The organism is Streptomyces sp. CBMA291 (assembly GCF_014596525.1).
Taxonomy (GTDB): domain Bacteria; phylum Actinomycetota; class Actinomycetes; order Streptomycetales; family Streptomycetaceae; genus Streptomyces.
Map to the genome: position 1 here is coordinate 41,686 of NZ_MSJP01000023.1, position 16,096 is coordinate 57,781.

General features: G+C 72.6%; 16 protein-coding genes and 1 tRNA gene. 11 read left to right on the forward strand and 6 right to left on the reverse strand.

Annotated elements, in window-relative coordinates:
• The first annotated feature begins 22 nt into the window (after positions 1-22).
• On the forward strand, positions 23-673 hold the full coding sequence (locus tag BU197_RS06830) for a hypothetical protein (RefSeq protein WP_188267305.1): 651 nt from the start codon (positions 23-25) through the stop codon (positions 671-673).
• A gap of 62 nt (positions 674-735) precedes the next feature.
• A complete protein-coding gene (locus BU197_RS06835) occupies positions 736-1,407 on the forward strand; it encodes a hypothetical protein (RefSeq protein ID WP_188267306.1) in 672 nt (223 codons plus the stop codon).
• A 107-nt stretch (positions 1,408-1,514) separates the two neighbouring features.
• Here the strand turns inward: BU197_RS06835 and BU197_RS06840 are convergent.
• A tRNA-Cys gene (locus BU197_RS06840) sits at positions 1,515-1,589 on the reverse strand.
• Between the two features lie 178 nt (positions 1,590-1,767).
• On the opposite strand from BU197_RS06840, the gene BU197_RS06845 reads away from it, so the two are divergent.
• The 6 genes from BU197_RS06845 (at position 1,768) to BU197_RS06870 (ending at position 8,259) form a co-directional block, all read left to right on the forward strand.
• A complete protein-coding gene (locus tag BU197_RS06845) occupies positions 1,768-3,267 on the forward strand; it encodes an MFS transporter (RefSeq protein WP_188267307.1) in 1,500 nt (499 codons plus the stop codon).
• 32 nt (positions 3,268-3,299) lie between these two features.
• Positions 3,300-3,497: an Arc family DNA-binding protein gene (locus BU197_RS06850; protein ID WP_188267308.1), complete on the forward strand. Its 198-nt coding sequence runs from the start codon at positions 3,300-3,302 to the stop codon at positions 3,495-3,497.
• Positions 3,494-3,865 carry a type II toxin-antitoxin system death-on-curing family toxin gene (locus tag BU197_RS06855; protein WP_188267309.1) on the forward strand — a complete coding sequence of 124 codons (372 nt, stop codon included), beginning with the start codon at positions 3,494-3,496 and terminating at the stop codon, positions 3,863-3,865. The genes BU197_RS06850 and BU197_RS06855 overlap by 4 nt, the downstream gene beginning before the upstream one ends.
• Before the next feature lie 232 nt (positions 3,866-4,097).
• Positions 4,098-5,894: a DEAD/DEAH box helicase gene (locus tag BU197_RS06860; RefSeq protein WP_188267310.1), complete on the forward strand. Its 1,797-nt coding sequence runs from the start codon at positions 4,098-4,100 to the stop codon at positions 5,892-5,894.
• Between the two features lie 486 nt (positions 5,895-6,380).
• The gene (locus BU197_RS06865; RefSeq protein WP_188267311.1) at positions 6,381-7,022 is read left to right on the forward strand and encodes an IclR family transcriptional regulator; all 642 of its coding nucleotides are present in this window, start codon (positions 6,381-6,383) and stop codon (positions 7,020-7,022) included.
• A 442-nt stretch (positions 7,023-7,464) separates the two neighbouring features.
• Positions 7,465-8,259 (forward strand): S16 family serine protease, encoded by a 795-nt coding sequence (locus BU197_RS06870; RefSeq protein WP_188267312.1) that lies wholly within the window; start codon positions 7,465-7,467, stop codon positions 8,257-8,259.
• Positions 8,260-8,334: 75 nt separating this feature from the next.
• On the opposite strand, the gene BU197_RS06875 is transcribed toward BU197_RS06870, so the two are convergent.
• The 3 genes from BU197_RS06875 to BU197_RS06885 form a co-directional block, all read right to left on the reverse strand.
• The gene (locus BU197_RS06875; RefSeq protein WP_188267313.1) at positions 8,335-8,532 is read right to left on the reverse strand and encodes a hypothetical protein; all 198 of its coding nucleotides are present in this window, start codon (positions 8,530-8,532) and stop codon (positions 8,335-8,337) included.
• An 83-nt stretch (positions 8,533-8,615) separates the two neighbouring features.
• On the reverse strand, positions 8,616-9,197 hold the full coding sequence (locus BU197_RS06880) for a winged helix-turn-helix domain-containing protein (protein ID WP_188267314.1): 582 nt from the start codon (positions 9,195-9,197) through the stop codon (positions 8,616-8,618).
• Between the two features lie 137 nt (positions 9,198-9,334).
• Positions 9,335-9,802, reverse strand: a complete 468-nt coding sequence (locus tag BU197_RS06885; RefSeq protein ID WP_188267315.1) for an Lrp/AsnC family transcriptional regulator — start codon at positions 9,800-9,802, stop codon at positions 9,335-9,337.
• A 121-nt stretch (positions 9,803-9,923) separates the two neighbouring features.
• Here BU197_RS06885 and hppD point away from each other — a divergent pair, with 121 nt between their 5' ends.
• The gene (gene hppD / locus BU197_RS06890) at positions 9,924-11,069 is read left to right on the forward strand and encodes a 4-hydroxyphenylpyruvate dioxygenase (protein WP_188267316.1); all 1,146 of its coding nucleotides are present in this window, start codon (positions 9,924-9,926) and stop codon (positions 11,067-11,069) included.
• Positions 11,070-11,461: 392 nt separating this feature from the next.
• On the opposite strand, the gene BU197_RS06895 is transcribed toward hppD, so the two are convergent.
• Complete coding sequence (locus BU197_RS06895) at positions 11,462-12,925, reverse strand: tetratricopeptide repeat protein (protein WP_223183317.1); 1,464 nt, start codon at positions 12,923-12,925, stop codon at positions 11,462-11,464.
• A 98-nt stretch (positions 12,926-13,023) separates the two neighbouring features.
• Between BU197_RS06895 and BU197_RS06900 the strand changes: the two genes are divergently transcribed.
• On the forward strand, positions 13,024-14,418 hold the full coding sequence (locus BU197_RS06900) for an FAD-binding oxidoreductase (RefSeq protein ID WP_188267318.1): 1,395 nt from the start codon (positions 13,024-13,026) through the stop codon (positions 14,416-14,418).
• A gap of 56 nt (positions 14,419-14,474) precedes the next feature.
• Here the strand turns inward: BU197_RS06900 and BU197_RS06905 are convergent, their stop codons facing one another.
• The gene (locus BU197_RS06905; RefSeq protein WP_188267319.1) at positions 14,475-14,966 is read right to left on the reverse strand and encodes an SsgA family sporulation/cell division regulator; all 492 of its coding nucleotides are present in this window, start codon (positions 14,964-14,966) and stop codon (positions 14,475-14,477) included.
• Between the two features lie 299 nt (positions 14,967-15,265).
• Between BU197_RS06905 and BU197_RS06910 the strand changes: the two genes are divergently transcribed.
• Positions 15,266-16,096, forward strand: an 831-nt coding sequence (locus BU197_RS06910; RefSeq protein ID WP_188267320.1) for a DUF2510 domain-containing protein, incomplete at its 3' end; no start/stop codon positions are given.

Genomic DNA, 16,096 nt, shown 5'->3' on the forward strand with positions numbered 1-16,096 from the left:
CGACTGCCTTCCGAGGAACGCCATGCGCAGAACGTTCACGTCCGTCACCGTGGGTCTCGCCCTCTGTCTCCTTCTCACCGCCTGTGGCGGCGGAGAGGGGGACGAGCCGCGGGTCACCGCAGAGGGCCAGTGTGACGACACGCTTTCGCCGCAGGCGGCGAAAGCACTCGCCTCGGTGCTGGGAACGGAGAGGTTCCAGTCCCTGAAGGCGAGCGGGGTGGAGCAGACCGCGAAGGGGCTGATCGGCGACCAGGAGAAGTCGGACAAGTGGGCGTCACACCCGCCGCTGTGCGAGATCGCACCGGCCGACGCGAAGACCGAGCTGTCGATCAACTTCTGGCTGTACCACGACGAAGGCGACTTCTACGGCGACGTCAAACTCCCCGAGCGGCACTTCTACCCCATGGGCCGGGAGGCCAGCTCCGACAACAAGGCGGCCTATCTGTTCCTGGAATGCTCCAGCCCCCGGATGAAGGATTCCGACACGGTGCCCGCCCGTATCCAGGGCACGCTCACCGCGGGCACACGCGGAACGCTACCGCCGAACACCCCCGCCACCCGCGAGGCGTACCTCACGGTCCTGCACTCCGTCAGCCTCGCGCTGGTGAGGAACCTGGGCTGCGAGAACGACGCGGGACTGCCCGCCAAGCCGGTGCTCACCGAGCGGAAATGACCCGGGGCCTCGCGCTGGGCGCGGCCCGCGAAGCCCCGGTCCCCCACTCCCGAGGAACCCCGATGAGAAGACTGTCCGTGTCCGTCTCGACCGCGCTGGCCCTGGGGCTGCTCCTCACCTCCTGTGGGAGCGGGGACCCTCCGAAGGCGGCGCAGAAGTGTGACAACACGCTGTCGCCCGAGGCGGAGACGGCGGCCGGAACGCTCTTGGGTACAAAGACGTTCGAGTCGAGTGGCAGCACGCTGGACCGGGCTGCCGATCGGGTGGTCGCGGACTGGGAGACGTGGCAGACCGGCAGGCCGCTCGGCCATCCCTCCATGTGCGAGCTGGCAGCCAAGGCTCCCCTGAAGACCGGGATCGACATCGACGTGCGCCTCTACGAGAAGGACGACCTGTTCAACAACGGCTCCACATGGTGGGCACAGGGGCGGTCCCTGTACACCATGGGCCGGGAGACAAGCGCGAGCAACAAGACGGCTCACCTCTACGTGGGATGTTCCAGCCCCCGCCTCAAGGGCTCGGAGAAGGCTCCGGCCCCCCTCCAGGTCTACGCCACTTTCGACAGGCCGCTGAAGGGCACCTACCCGCAGAGCACCCCCGCCGTCCGCGAGGCGTACGTCACCGTCGTCCACTCCGTGGCCCTGGAGATCGTGCGGAAGCTGGGCTGCGAGAACGACGCGGGGCTCCCCGCGAAGCCCGTCTTCACCACGAAGAAGTGGCGCGGGGAGCCGTAGCGACGGCCGGAGACCGAGACGGAGACCGAGACGGAGACCGAGACGCACGACGGACGGGTGGCACCCCCTGCGGGGCGCCACCCGTCCGTCTCGCCCCGTTCAGGCGGTGGAGACCGTGATCGGAATCGAACCGACGTAACTCGCTTTGCAGGCGAGCCCCTCAACCACTCGGGCACACGGTCATGTGGTGATGGACACGACCGTAGGGCGGGGGCGGGAGGGACTCAAGGGGGAGGCGGGGGCTGCCACAGGACCGCAATACCGCTGCCATACTCCGTTCACGGACCTACGACCGGCGACCGAGGGCGAACGGGACTCCTGACAGGGGTCATAGCGGGGGACACCTCTTACTCTGGGGGAATGAGCGCCCTCGAACCCCGCGACGCCGCGGCGGACCCCGACATAGCCGTCGGGCTTCCCCCGGACCCCGGAGCCCGTATCCCCGCACACGACGACACCAAGGGGTCCGTCCTCGACGCGGCCCACCGGGCGCTCAGCATCGGGATCGTCTCCGTCGTCCTGCTCATCGCCTTCGAGGCGACCGCCGTCGGCACCGCCATGCCGGTCGCCGCCCGGGAGCTGGACGGCGTGTCCGTGTACGCCTTCGCCTTCTCCGCGTACTTCACCACCAGCCTCTTCGCGATGGTCCTCGCCGGACAGTGGTCCGACCGCACCGGGCCGCTCGCGCCCCTCACCACCGGCATCAGCGCCTTCGCGGCGGGACTGCTGCTCTCCGGCACCGCCGGCACCATGTGGCTGTTCATCCTGGGCCGGGCCGTGCAGGGTCTCGGCGGCGGTCTGGTGATCGTCGCGCTGTACGTGGTCGTCGGCCGGGCCTACGAGGAACACCTCAGGCCCGCGATCATGGCCGCGTTCGCCGCCAGCTGGGTCGTGCCCTCGGTCGTCGGGCCGCTCGCCTCCGGGACGGTCACCGAGCACCTCGGCTGGCGCTGGGTCTTCCTCGGCATCCCCGTCCTCGTCGTCTTCCCGCTGGCCCTCGCGCTCCCGGCGATCCGCCGCACCGCCTCGGGCCCGGCCGATCCGAGCGTGACCCTCGCGCCCTGGGACCGGCGCCGGATCCGGCTCGCGCTCGGCATCTCGGCGGGCGTGGCGCTCCTCCAGTACGCGGGGCAGGAACTGCGCTGGCTCTCGCTCCTGCCCGCCCTCGCGGGCGCGGCGCTCCTCGTGCCCGCCGTACGGGGGCTGCTGCCGAAGGGCACCTACCGGGCCGCCCGGGGGCTGCCCTCCGTCGTCCTGCTGCGGGGACTGGCCGCCGGCGCGTTCATCGCGGCGGAGTCGTTCGTGCCGCTGATGCTGGTCACCCAGCGGGGGCTGAGCCCGACCCTGGCCGGTCTCTCCCTTGCCATGGGCGGTCTGACCTGGGCGCTCGGCTCCTGGATCCAGTCCCGGCCGTGGACGGAGCCGTACCGGGAACGGCTCGTGGTCCTCGGCATGGTCCTGGTCGCGATCGCCATCGCGGCGGCGCCCAGCGTGCTGATCACGGCCGTGCCCGTCTGGGTCCTCGCGCTCGCCTGGGCCCTGGGCTGTCTCGGCATGGGCGCGGTGATCGCCTCGACGAGCGTGCTCCTGATGAAGCTGTCCGCGCCGGAGGAGGTGGGCGCGAACTCGGCCGCGCTCCAGATCTCCGACGGCCTCTCCAACGTCCTGCTGCTCGCGGCGGGCGGCGCGGCCTTCGCGGCCCTCGGCGGCGGCGCGGTGGGCCACACGGTCGCCGCCACCACCGCCACCGGCTCCCACCCGGGAGCCTTCGCGGCGGTGTTCCTGCCGATGGCGGGAGTGGCGGCGGTGGGCGCGTGGGTGGCGACGAGGCTGCGGGGGGCGGAGGCGCACCGCCTCTGACACCGTGTGGTACCACGCGGTACCATGCTGCTATGGCCGGTCTCAACGTGAGGTTCACCGAGGAAGAGCTGGACGCCCTGCGCGAGCGCGCCGAGGCGGAGGGCCGCAGCATGCAGTCCTTCGCGCACGACGCGGTGATGAGGGCGGTGGACGAACACTCCCGCCTGTTCGAAGAGGCGGCCGAGCAGGTACTGAAGGCCAGTGCGGAGCTGAACCGGCGGCTGGCGTGACGTACTTCCTCACGCTGCCGCAGCTCCTGAACCTCGCGGAGCGTCTCGGCGCGAGCGAGGTGCGTGACTACGGTCTGCTGGACTCCGCCCTGGCTCGTCCGCAGTCGAGCGTGTTCGGCCAGGACGCCTACCCCGGGATCTGGGAGAAGGCGGCCGCGCTCATGGAGTCGCTCGCCCGCAACCGCGGTCTCGTCGACGGCAACAAGCGCATCGCCTGGTACGCGACCTGGGTCTTCCTCCAGGTCAACGGGCATCCGCTCGACCCCGCGTTCGACGTCGACGAGGCCGAGACCTTCGTCCTGGACGTCTGCCAGGGGGCCCTCGACGTCCCCAAGATCGCCGTGCAGCTCCCGCGGTTCGCCCGCTGACCCGGGCACGGGCGGGTCGGGTCGGGCGGGTCGGGTCGGGCGGACCGGGCGACCCGGGCCCGACCCGGCCGAGCCTCGCCCCCGTGTGCCCCGCCCCCGGTGTGACCCACGCCCCCCATGTGAGACGCGCCGCACCCCCCGAGGTCACGGCCTCGTCCGGGCCGCCCCGTGACGGCTGCCCCGGTAAGGTGGCCCGGTTGTCATATCTGGACGAGCGTCGAACCCGGAGATCGTGACTACTTCCACCACTTCCTCCTCCCATCACCTCTCTCCCGCCTTCCCCGGACGGGCCCCGTGGGGTACCGCCAACAAGCTGCGTGCCTGGCAGCAGGGGGCGATGGAGAAGTACCTCCAGGAGCAGCCCCGTGACTTCCTCGCCGTCGCCACCCCCGGCGCCGGCAAGACCACCTTCGCGCTGACCCTCGCCTCGTGGCTGCTGCACCACCACGTCGTGCAGCAGGTCACCGTCATCGCGCCCACCGAACACCTGAAGAAGCAGTGGGCCGCCGCCGCCGCGCGGATAGGCATCAAGCTGGACCCGGAGTACAGCGCCGGGCCGCTCAGCAAGGAGTACGACGGCGTCGCCCTCACCTACGCGGGTGTCGGCGTCCGCCCCATGCTCCACCGCAACCGCTGCGAACAGCGCAAGACCCTCGTCATCCTCGACGAGATCCACCACGCCGGAGACTCCAAGTCCTGGGGCGAGGCCTGTCTGGAGGCCTTCGAGCCCGCCACCCGGCGGCTCGCCCTCACCGGCACCCCGTTCCGCTCCGACACCAACCCGATCCCCTTCGTCACCTACGAGGAGGGCAACGACGGCATCCGCCGCTCGTCGGCGGACTACACCTACGGCTACGGCAACGCCCTCGGCGACGGCGTCGTCCGCCCGGTCATCTTCCTCTCCTACAGCGGCAACATGCGCTGGCGCACCAAGGCGGGCGACGAGATCGCCGCCCGGCTCGGCGAGCCGATGACCAAGGACGCCGTCTCCCAGGCGTGGCGCACCGCGCTCGACGCCAAGGGCGACTGGATGCCGAACGTGCTCCGCGCCGCCGACCAGCGCCTCACCGAGGTCCGCAAGTCGATCCCCGACGCGGGCGGCCTCGTCATCGCCTCCGACCAGGACTCGGCCCGCTCCTACGCCAAGCTGATCCGCGAGATCACCGGCACCAAGGCCACCGTCGTCCTCTCCGACGACACCGGCGCCTCGAACCGCATCGACGAGTTCAGCGAGGACGGCTCCCGCTGGATGGTCGCGGTCCGCATGGTGTCCGAGGGCGTCGACGTGCCCCGCCTCGCGGTCGGCGTGTACGCGACGACGATCTCGACCCCGCTCTTCTTCGCGCAGGCCATCGGCCGTTTCGTGCGTTCCCGCAGGCGCGGCGAGACCGCCTCCGTCTTCCTCCCGACGATCCCGAGCCTCCTCGGCTTCGCCAACGAGATGGAGGTGGAGCGCGACCACGTCCTCGACAAGCCGAAGAAGGCGGGCGAGGACGAGGACCCGTACGCCGAGTCCGAGAAGGAGATGGCGGAGGCCGAGCGCCAGCAGGACGAGGACACCGGCGAGCAGGACATGCTGCCCTTCGAGGCGCTGGAGTCCGACGCCGTCTTCGACCGCGTCCTCTACAACAGCGCCGAGTTCGGCATGCAGGCCCACCCCGGCAGCGAGGAGGAGCAGGACTACCTCGGCATCCCCGGTCTCCTCGAACCCGACCAGGTGCAGCTGCTGCTCCAGAAGCGGCAGGCCCGGCAGATCGCGCACAGCCGCAAGAAGCCGGACACCGAGGCGGACCTCCTGGAGCTTCCGGCGGAGCGGCGGCCGGTCGTCTCCCACAAGGAACTGCTCGAACTGCGCAAACAGCTCAACACGATGGTCGGCGCGTACGTCCACCAGACCGGCAAGCCGCACGGTGTGATCCACACCGAGCTGCGCCGGGTCTGCGGCGGACCGCCGAGCGCCGAGGCGACCGCGGGCCAGATCCGGGAACGGATCAAGAAGGTCCAGGAGTGGGCCACCCGGATGCGGTGACGCCCCCGCCGGGAAGTCCCCACGGGGAAGTCCCGGTGGGAAGTCCCGGCGGGAAATCCTGAGGGGAAGTCCCGGCGGGAAGGACTGAGGCCCGTACGACGGCGTTCGTACGGGCCTCACCCGTCCCCCGCGGAAGAACCGGGCGGGACACGCGACGGAGACCGGCCCCCACGGTCGGCCTCCGGGCCCCTCCACGCTACGGGCACGGACAAGCCGGTCTTGTCCACCAAAGTCCCGCGTGCGACCGACGAAAGTCCCGAACCGTCTTCATCCGGTCGTCGGCGCCCGGATTCTGGACGAGGTCTTCCGCTGAGCGGAGCGGGTCGCTACTGTCCCGGCTCAAAGCATTCGCCCCGTGGCAGCGCCGCCGCGGAGCGCAGCCGGTGTACCCCTTCCTGCCGGCGGCCTCTCCGCGTGTCGCCGACGGGACCGGCGACCGGATCCCGTGAGAGCACCGCCGCCACTCACTCCTAAGGAGAGGGCGTCGTGACCGCGGAGACCTCCCAGACGCTCGACCGGGGACTCAGAGTCCTCAAACTGCTCGCCGACACCGACCACGGCCTGACCGTCACCGAGTTGTCCAACCGACTCGGAGTCAACCGGACCGTGGTCTATCGATTGCTCGCCACCCTCGAACAGCACGCCCTCGTCCGCCGCGACCTCGGCGGGCGCGCCCGCGTCGGCCTCGGCGTGCTGCGGCTCGGCCGCCAGGTCCACCCGCTGGTGCGGGAGGCGGCGCTGCCCGCGCTGCGCTCGCTCGCCGAGGACATAGGCGCGACCGCGCACCTCACCCTCGTCGACGGGGCGGAGGCGCTCGCGGTCGCGGTCGTCGAACCGACCTGGACCGACTACCACGTGGCCTACCGGGCCGGTTTCCGCCACCCCCTGGACCGGGGCGCGGCCGGCCGGGCGATCCTCGCCGCCCGCCAGGGCAGCCTGATCGAGCCGGGCTACACCCTCACCCACGGCGAACTGGAGGCGGGCGCGAGCGGCGCGGCCGCCCCGCTGGTGGGAGTGACGGGCGTGGAGGGCAGCGTGGGCGTGGTCATGCTCGCCGACGCCGTCCCGGAGCGGGTAGGCCCCCGCGTGGTCGACGCGGCCCGAGAGGTGGCGGACGCCCTGCGCTGACCCCACCACCGAACCACCGCCGAAGCCGCCCCCGGCCCACCGGGGGCGCCCCCTCCCGCACGGGCCCGGCAGACTCCGGTGCGCGGGGCGGAGGCGGTGGGGCCCCTTGTACGGGGGCATGCCCGGCGCGCCGCAGGGGGACGATGGGAGCCTGTACGCGGGTATGTCCCTGGCGCCCCCGTAGGGACGGACTGCGCGCGAGCCAGTACGCAGGTACGCCCCTGGCGCCGCAGGGACAGGCGGCATGCGTGTCTGTACGGGGCACGGCCCCGGCGCCGCAGGTACGGACGACGCGGCTTGCACGGGGGCCACGGCCCCGGCGCCGCAAGGGCCGGCAGTACGAGCCTGTACGGCGGCGGTGCGGCCCCCGTCCCCGTGGGAACGGACCCGGCCCCGTACGCCCCCGGCCCCGTACGCGCCCCGGTCCCAGTAGATTGGGGGCGTGCTCTCCGGTCTCTCCCGTCCCCGTGCCCTCGCCCTCTGCGCCCTGCCCGTCGTCGGGCTCTTCGCCGTCGTCGGGCTCGCGCCGCTTCCGTACGCGATCGCGCAGCCCGGCACGACCGCCGACGTCCTCGGCGAGGACAAGGGGCAGGAGGTCATCACGATCACCGGCGCCCCGGTCCGGGAGACGCGGGGGCAGTTGCGGATGACGACGATCGTCGCCACCGGCCCCTCCTCGGACATCCGGTTCACGGACGTGGCCGACGCCTGGTTCCGTACCGACCGGGCCGTCCTGCCGCACGACTCCGTCTACCCGGCGGGGAAGTCGGACGCCGAGGTCGAGAAGCACAACCTGGGGCAGATGAAGGAGTCGCAGGACGCGGCCACCCTCGCCGCCCTCGGTTTCCTGAAGAAGGACCCCGAGAAGGTGAAGGTGCGGCTGCACCTCGCCGACATCGGCGGGCCCAGCGCCGGACTGCTGTTCTCCCTCGGCATCGTCGACAAGCTCGACGGCGACGGGGACGGCGGCGACCTCACCGGCGGCCGGATCGTCGCCGGTACGGGCACCATCGAGCCCGACGGCACGGTCGGCGCCGTCGGCGGGGTCTCCCTCAAGACGCAGGCCGCCGCCCGCGACGGGGCCACCGTCTTCCTCGTACCGAAGGCCGAGTGCTCCGACGCCCGCGCGGAGCTGCCGAAGGGCCTGCGGCTCGTCCCCGTCACCGCGCTCGGCGACGCGGTCGCCTCCCTCAGGGCCCTGGAGCAGGGGCAGGAGTCGAAGGTCCCGTCCTGCTGACCGGTCCCGACCCACGAGGCCGGTGAACTCCCGGCGGGGGAGAGGGAATTCCCCGCGCCGTCCGCTCCGGGTCGCTTACGCGGCCAACGGCCTGGACCGGTCGACGGGGGTGGCGAGGCGCAGGCCCAACTCGACCAGCACCCAGCCGAGTCGGACCCGGAGGGCGGTGCTCGCGGCCGGGCGGGGGGCGGCGTGGGCGTGGTCCGCGGCGCTCTCGCGGTGCAGTTCGGCGGCGGTCAGGGCGTGCAGCTGGAGATGGATATCGGAGTGCATGGCTCCGTGGGTCCTTCCGTCGTTGCTGGTGAGGGGGGTGCGGGCATACCGGTGCCGCGTACGGGAGGGGGCTCGCGCCGCCGTCACTCCCCGTGCTGCGGGAACGAGTGCAGATGCAGCCGGACCCGGGCGGCGTCCGGCGCCTCGGTGTCGGAGGTGGCGTGGTAGTGGGCTATCAACTTGTGCAGCTCGGCGCTGAGTTCACGCAGCCGGTCGGGCGGCAGGTGCAGCGTGAAGTCGCTCATGTCGGCGGCGCCGGACCAGGACTCGTCCCAGGTGTGACGGGTCGCGAACCAGGTGGACAGCTCCTGGGTGTGCATGGTGGCGGTCTCGTGCATGAAGATGTCGAGCGCGCCCTGCACCTCGGGGTCCGGGTTCTTGACCAGCTCCTCGTCGAAGCTGAGCCCCTGGTGCACCGACTTCCACCAGCGCTCCCTGCCCTTGCCCAGGGTCGGATCGTCCTCGACGAAGCCATGGGCGGCCAGCTGGCGCAGGTGGTAGCTGGTGGCGCCGCTGGACTCGCCGAGCCGCTCGGCCAGTTGGGAGGCGGTCGCGGGCCCGTGGCGGCGAAGGGCGCGCAGCAGCCGGATGCGCAGGGGGTGGGCGATCCCGCGCAGCGAGCGGGGGTCGAGTGAGCGGCTGACGAATTCCTCGGGGTTGGGCATGCCCTCAGCTTAGAGTTGCAAAGAAGTGGCTGCAAGGTATTTTTGCAGCCACTTCTTTGCAGCCACTTCTCTGCAAGTTGCTCCCGGGGTCCCGAGGTGCCGAGGTGCCGAGGTCCCGAGGCGCCAGGCGCCCGTTCCTACTCCTGCGCCGCCTGCTCCACCAGCGGGATGATCCGCAGCGGCACCGGGTTCTCCATCACGATCGCCGTCGACGCCCGGACGATCCCCTCGAACGCCACCACCTTGTCGATCACCCGCTGAAGGTCCGCGTTGGAGCGGGCGACCAGCCGGCAGAGCATGTCGCCGTGGCCCGTGGTCGTGTGCAGTTCGAGCACCTCCGGCACGGTCGCCAGATGCTCCCGTACGTCCGCGCCCTGCCCCTGCTTGATCTCCAGGGTCGCGAACGCCGTCACCGGATAGCCGAGCGCCGCCGGATCCACCTCCGGCCCGAAGCCCCGGATCACCCCGCTCGCCTGGAGCCGGTCGAGCCGCGCCTGCACCGTGCCCCGGGCCACGCCGAGCCGCCGGGACGCCTCCAGGACGCCGATGCGCGGTTCGCGGGCGAGCAGCCCGATCAGGCGCCCGTCCAAATGATCGATCGTCATAGCGGTCTCCCCGTGGTCAGGATGTACAAGTCGTCCGTACATACTCATCGTGCACTGTGCAAGTTGACCAGTAAAACAGCAAACTCTTGCGCACCTTGCCGGACGGCGCGACGCTGAGCCCATGACTGAGACCCTCGATCACACCCCCTCCACGGCGCGGCAGGCCGACCCCTTCCCCGTGAAGGGAATGGACGCGGTCGTCTTCGCCGTCGGCAACGCCAAGCAGGCCGCCCACTACTACTCCACGGCGTTCGGCATGAAGCTCGTCGCCTACTCCGGACCGGAGAACGGCAGCCGCGAGACCGCGAGTTACGTCCTCACCAACGGCGCCGCCCGTTTCGTGTTCACCTCCGTCATCAAGGCCTCCACCGACCGGGGCCGGTTCCTCGCCGAGCACGTCGCCGAGCACGGTGACGGTGTCGTCGACCTGGCCATCGAGGTGCCGGACGCGCGCGCCGCATACGCCTACGCCGTCGAGCACGGCGCCACCGGCATCGACGAGCCCTACGAGGTGAAGGACGAGAACGGCACCGTCGTCCTCGCCGCCATCGCCACCTACGGCAAGACCCGCCACACCCTCGTCGAGCGCTCCGGCTACAACGGCCCGTACCTCCCGGGTTACGTCTCCGCCGCCCCGATCGTCGAGCCGCCGGCCAAGCGCACCTTCCAGGCCATCGACCACTGCGTCGGCAACGTCGAACTCGGCAAGATGAACGAGTGGGTCGGCTTCTACAACAAGGTCATGGGCTTCACGAACATGAAGGAGTTCGTGGGCGACGACATCGCTACCGAGTACTCGGCCCTGATGTCCAAGGTCGTCGCGGACGGCACCCTCAAGGTGAAGTTCCCGATCAACGAGCCCGCGATCGCGAAGAAGAAGTCGCAGATCGACGAGTACCTGGAGTTCTACGGCGGCGCAGGCGTCCAGCACATCGCCCTCGCCACCAACGACATCGTCGCCTCCGTGCGCGCGATGCGGGCGGCGGGCGTCGCCTTCCTCGACACCCCCGACTCGTACTACGACACCCTCGGCGAGTGGGCCGGCGAGACCCGGGTGCCCGTCGAGATCCTGCGCGAGCTGAAGATCCTCGTCGACCGCGACGAGGACGGCTACCTGCTCCAGATCTTCACCAAGCCGGTCCAGGACCGCCCGACCGTCTTCTTCGAGATGATCGAGCGCCACGGCTCCATGGGCTTCGGCAAGGGCAACTTCAAGGCCCTGTTCGAGGCGATCGAGCGCGAGCAGGAGAAGCGCGGCAACCTCTAGTCGCTATCGGTGCCGCAGGCCCCCCCCCGGCCCCGCGCCGCACCTCCACGACCGGCCGGTCCGGGGCGCCCGCACGCCACGGACCGGCCTTCGCCGTCCCGGCAGGACACGGGGCCCGTCGCGACACCCCGGCCCGGAGCCCCGCACAGGCCCCGGGCCGGACCCACGCGCGCGTAGGCCCGGTTTACCGCCGTAGACCGGGCCCCTCTTCGAGCGGAAGACCGCTCCACGCGCGCGTACCCCCGCCGGTCCGTCCGGCGGCAACTCGGGGTTGTCGCCCGCCCGCTCCACGCGCGTGTACCCCCCGCCCCGGTGGACCAAGCCTGCTCCACGCGCGCGTACCCCGTCCCACAAGTCCCGGCGGGTGAACCGGGCGCCGTCTCAAGCCCGCCCTACGCGCGCGTACCCCCGCCCCGTCCTCCGCCGTCCCTCTTCCCGGGCCGTTTCTCCGTCGGTGCGCCGCCCGGCTTGGCCGGTCGTTCCTGGCGGGGTCTCGGCCGCAGTTCCGGGGGGAGTTCGTCCGAGGGCTCGCCCAGGGACGACAGGGACTCCGTCGCCGCCGGGGCCAGCAGGGGCGAGAAGACCGGGTTGATCCGCAGGGCCTCCGCCAGATGGCGCCGGGCCGGACCCTCCTGTTCGAGCGCGCGCTCGATCTCGCCCCGGTGGTACGTGAACAGGGCGCTCCGCAACCCCTCGTCCGTGGCCCGTTTCGCGTACCCCAGTGCCTCCCCGGCCCGGCCCGCCCGCAGCAGCGCCCACCCCAGCGCGTCCGCCACCCGCACCGAGCGGTGCCCGCGCGCCCACTCCGCCCGCATCCGGGCCACCGCCGCGTCCGGGTCGCCGTGATCCGCGTCGAGCAGCGCGCGCGGCACCCCGGCCGTAGGCCAGTCACCCGACCGCAGCCGCTCGTACAGGGCCTCCGCGGCCCCGTCCAGACCGGCCGCCTCGTGCAGCTCGCCCGCGTCGAGGACGTCCTGCGGCGCCGGGCGCCGGGCCAGCACCGCCCGCCACTCCCGCAGCGCCTCCTCCGTACGCCCGAGACCGGCGAGCGCCCGCGCCCGGCCCGCGAGCGCGGGACCGTGCCCCGGGACGAGCCGCAGCGCCGCCCCGTACCGCGTCAGGGCCTCCTCCGGCTCGCCCCGCTCCCACGCCAGATCACCGAGCCGGACGAGCGCCGGGGTCCGCTCCGCGTCCGTCCCCGCGAGCGCCGCCGCGTCAAGGGCCGCCGCGTCGGCGTCCTCCCGCCAGCCCCGGTCCCGATAGCTCCCCGCGAGCGCCGCCCGCACCAGCGCGCCCGAGCGCAGCCCCTCCAGGCTCTCCACGGCCTTCCGGGCGGCCCCGTACTCCCCGAGACCGTTGTACGCGTCGATCAGGACCGGATAGACGGGCCAGCGCTTCGGATCCGCCTTCCGGACCCGCTCGCCCCACTCCTTCGCCGCCCGCCAGTCGCCCCGCGCCCCCGCCAGCGCCCCGAGCCCCAGCTGTGCGTCCAGATTGCCGCGCGCGGCCGGACGCCCGGCGAGGGAGCGGCGCAGCGCCCGCTCGGCCCGGGGATAGTCCCGTACGTCCCCCAGCCGCGTCCCCCGCTCCGTGTACGCGGCGCCGAGCCGGGCCCAGGAGGCGTCGTCGTCCGGGTGGGCGCGCAGCCACTCCTCGCGGTCGGCGATCAGCGCGGCCAGGTCGGGCAGTGCGGCGGGGGCGCCCGCGTGGGCCGCGAGCACCGCCCGCTCCACCGGTCCCGGCGGGGGCGGCGGACCCCGGCCGACGAGCCCCGGGACGTACAGCAGCGCCGTCGCCGCGAACACCGCGCCCGCTCCGCCGAGGAGCACCGCCCGCGACACGTTCTGGGTCTTCATGGCGCTCACTGTGCGCCCGCCCGCTCCTGTGTGAAGAGCACACGATGGGCCCGCTCCGGCGGGTTCACACCGATGGCCCCGGGTGCCACGCTGGACTCATGGACGATCTTCAGCAGGACGACCTCCGCCCGCTGCTCCACGAGCGACTGCGCGCCGGGCTGCCCGAGGCGGCGGTGCTCACCGATCCGGACGTGACGGCCTCCTACTCCCGTGACATGGCGAGCTTCTGCGCGGCGGGCGCCCCCGCCGTGGTGGTGCTCCCGCGCACCGTCGACGAGGTGCGGCACGTCATGCGCACCGCCACCGAACTGCGCGTGCCCGTCGTCCCCCAGGGGGCCAGGACGGGTCTGTCCGGCGGTGCCAACGCCACCGAAGGCTGCATCGTGCTCTCCCTGGTCAAGATGGACCGCATCCTGGAGATCGACCCGGTCGACCGGATCGCCGTCGTCGAGCCGGGCGTGGTCAACGCGGTGCTCTCACGGGCCGTGGCCGAGCACGGTCTGTCCTACCCGCCCGACCCCTCCAGCTGGGAGAGCTGCACCATCGGCGGGAACATCGGCACGGCCTCCGGCGGCCTGTGCTGTGTGAAGTACGGGGTGACGGCCGAGTACGTCCTCGGCCTCGACGTGGTGCTCGCCGACGGGCGGCTCCTGACCACGGGGCGGCGCACCGCCAAGGGGGTCGCCGGCTACGACCTGACCCGGCTCTTCGTCGGCTCGGAAGGCAGTCTCGGCATCGTCGTGGGGGCGGTGCTCGCGCTCAAGCCGCAGCCCCCGGCGCAGCTCGCGCTCGCCGCCGAGTTCCCCTCGGCCGCCGCCGCGTGCGAGGCCGTCTGCGCGATCATGGAGCGCGGCCACACCCCGTCGCTGCTCGAACTCATGGACGGCACCACCGTCCGGGCCGTCAACAAGATGGCGCGCATGGGGCTGCCCGACACCACCGAGGCGCTTCTCCTGTGTGCCTTCGACACCCCCGATCCGGCCGCCGATCTGGCCGCCGTGGCGGAGCTGTGCACGGCGGCGGGCGCGACCGAGGTCGTCCCGGCGGCGGACTCCGCCGAGTCCGAACTCCTGCTCCAGGCGCGCCGGCTCTCCCTCCCGGCGCTGGAGACGATCAAGCCCGCGACCATGATCGACGATGTGTGCGTGCCCAGGACCCGGCTCGCCGAGATGCTCGACGGCACGGCGGCGATCGCGGCGAAGTACGGCCTGACCATCGGCGTCTGCGCGCACGCGGGCGACGGCAACACCCATCCCGTCGTCTGCTTCGACCACGCCGACGAGGACGAGTCCCGGCGGGCCCGCGAATCCTTCGACGAGATCATGGCGCTCGGGCTCGCGCTCGGCGGCACGATCACCGGCGAGCACGGCGTGGGCGTCCTCAAGAAGGAGTGGCTGGCACGCGAGTTGGGTCCGGTCGGCCTTGAGCTCCAGCGGGGCATCAAGGCGACCTTCGACCCGCTGGGGCTGCTCAACCCCGGAAAGCTCTTCTGACGTCCCCTCCACGGGGTGAGGAGGGGGAGGTACGGAAGGAGGCTGCGCGGGAGGGGTCACAGCTCGCCGTCCTGGGCCTCGTCCGAGGGCCACGGGTCGCGCATCCACAGGTCGTCGGCGATCACGGTGGTGGCGAGCAGCTCGGCGAGCCCCTCGTCGAGACCGAGGCGCTCCGACTCGGTGCCCGGCGGCACCGCGCGCAGGGTCCGCTCAAGCCAGGCGGACACCTGCGCGGCGGGAGCCTCCAGGAGCGCGTCGCCGTCGGGGGAGGAGAGCGCGATCAGGACGACGCCCCGCCCGTCGACCTTCGTGGGCCAGACGCGGACGTCGCCGTGCCCGCACGCCCGGAAGACGCCCTCCACGAGCAGCTCGCGGGCGAAGGTCCAGTTGACGGGGTGCTCGGTGCCGACGTGGAAGGTGATGTGGATGGCGTACGGGTCGTCGGTGCGGTAGGCGAGCCGGGCGGGGACCGGGACGGCCCGCTCGGGGGAGAGGACGAGCTTCAGTTCCAGTTCGCGCTCGACGGTGGTGGGGTGGGTGTTCTGCATGGTCGTGCTCCTTCTCGCGGACCGGCCCCGGGTGGGCTTTCACCAGGGGAGAGCGGGGCGGCCACGATTCATTACGCGACTTCTGTAGGTTTTTTTCGAAAAGTTTCTCAGGCTCCCATCCCTCGGCCCAAACGTCACGCTGAGTGAGCGTTTTTGGGGCCCTTCCCCCCGAAGGCGGCCTTTCTCGCTGGCTCTTTGTTCCCCGGGGGACGTTCTTCGTTACTGTCCTCCTTGGGCGCGGCACGTCCGGCACGCGGCCGCGCGGTTCAAAAGCGTTGTGACTGAACGGAGTCGGGGCAGTGGCTACTCCTCCTGGAGGCGGCGGCGAGGTACCGCAGGCGGGGTACTACCCGGACCCGTCCATTCCCGGATACATCCGGTACTGGAACGGCGGCGCCTGGGTCCCCGGCACGAGCAGGCCCGCGCCGAAGGACGGCGAGGGCGCGCCGCACCCGCCCGCCCCCGCCGCCCCGGCGGGCCCGATCCTGGCCCCGGGGCCCGCGCCCCTCCCGGTCGTCCCCGCCGTGCCCGATTCCGGTACGCGGGACCGGTCCCCGGCACGGTTCCCCGGCCAGACCTCCGCCCCGGGCCCCGCCCGGCAGCAGGCGCCCACGCCGCACCGGCAGCCCGACCCGCACCCGCAGCAGCGGCCCGACCGGATGATCCCGGCCCCGGCGCCCGTGCCCGCCCTGGAGGAGACCGGGCCCGTCTTCTTCGACGAGGACCCCGAGCCCGCCTCGGCCTGGCAGGCGAACGCCTCCCGGCAGACCGGGTTCGGCGGCGAACTCGACCGGAAGGTCTCCTGGGGCGCCCCTCCGGCCCCCGAGGAGTGGCCGGTGGCGGGCGGCGACGAGCCCGCCCACCCGACGGACCCGAGGGGCGCGGGAAGCGCCGCCCGCCTCGGCGGAATGCCCGTCACCCCGATGCCGGGTGCCGCCACTCCGGTGCCGGGGAGCGCCGGTCCGGTGCCGGGCGCCGTGACTCCGAGCCCGGGACCCGCCGCCCCGATGCCGGGGCCGACCGCTCCGGGCGCCGTCGTGCCGGGCGCCGGCCACCCGGGCGCCCTCCACCCGGGCGCCGCCGCCCCGGGGCCCCATCGGCAGGCCCCTCCCGCCCGTCAGGCCCCGCCC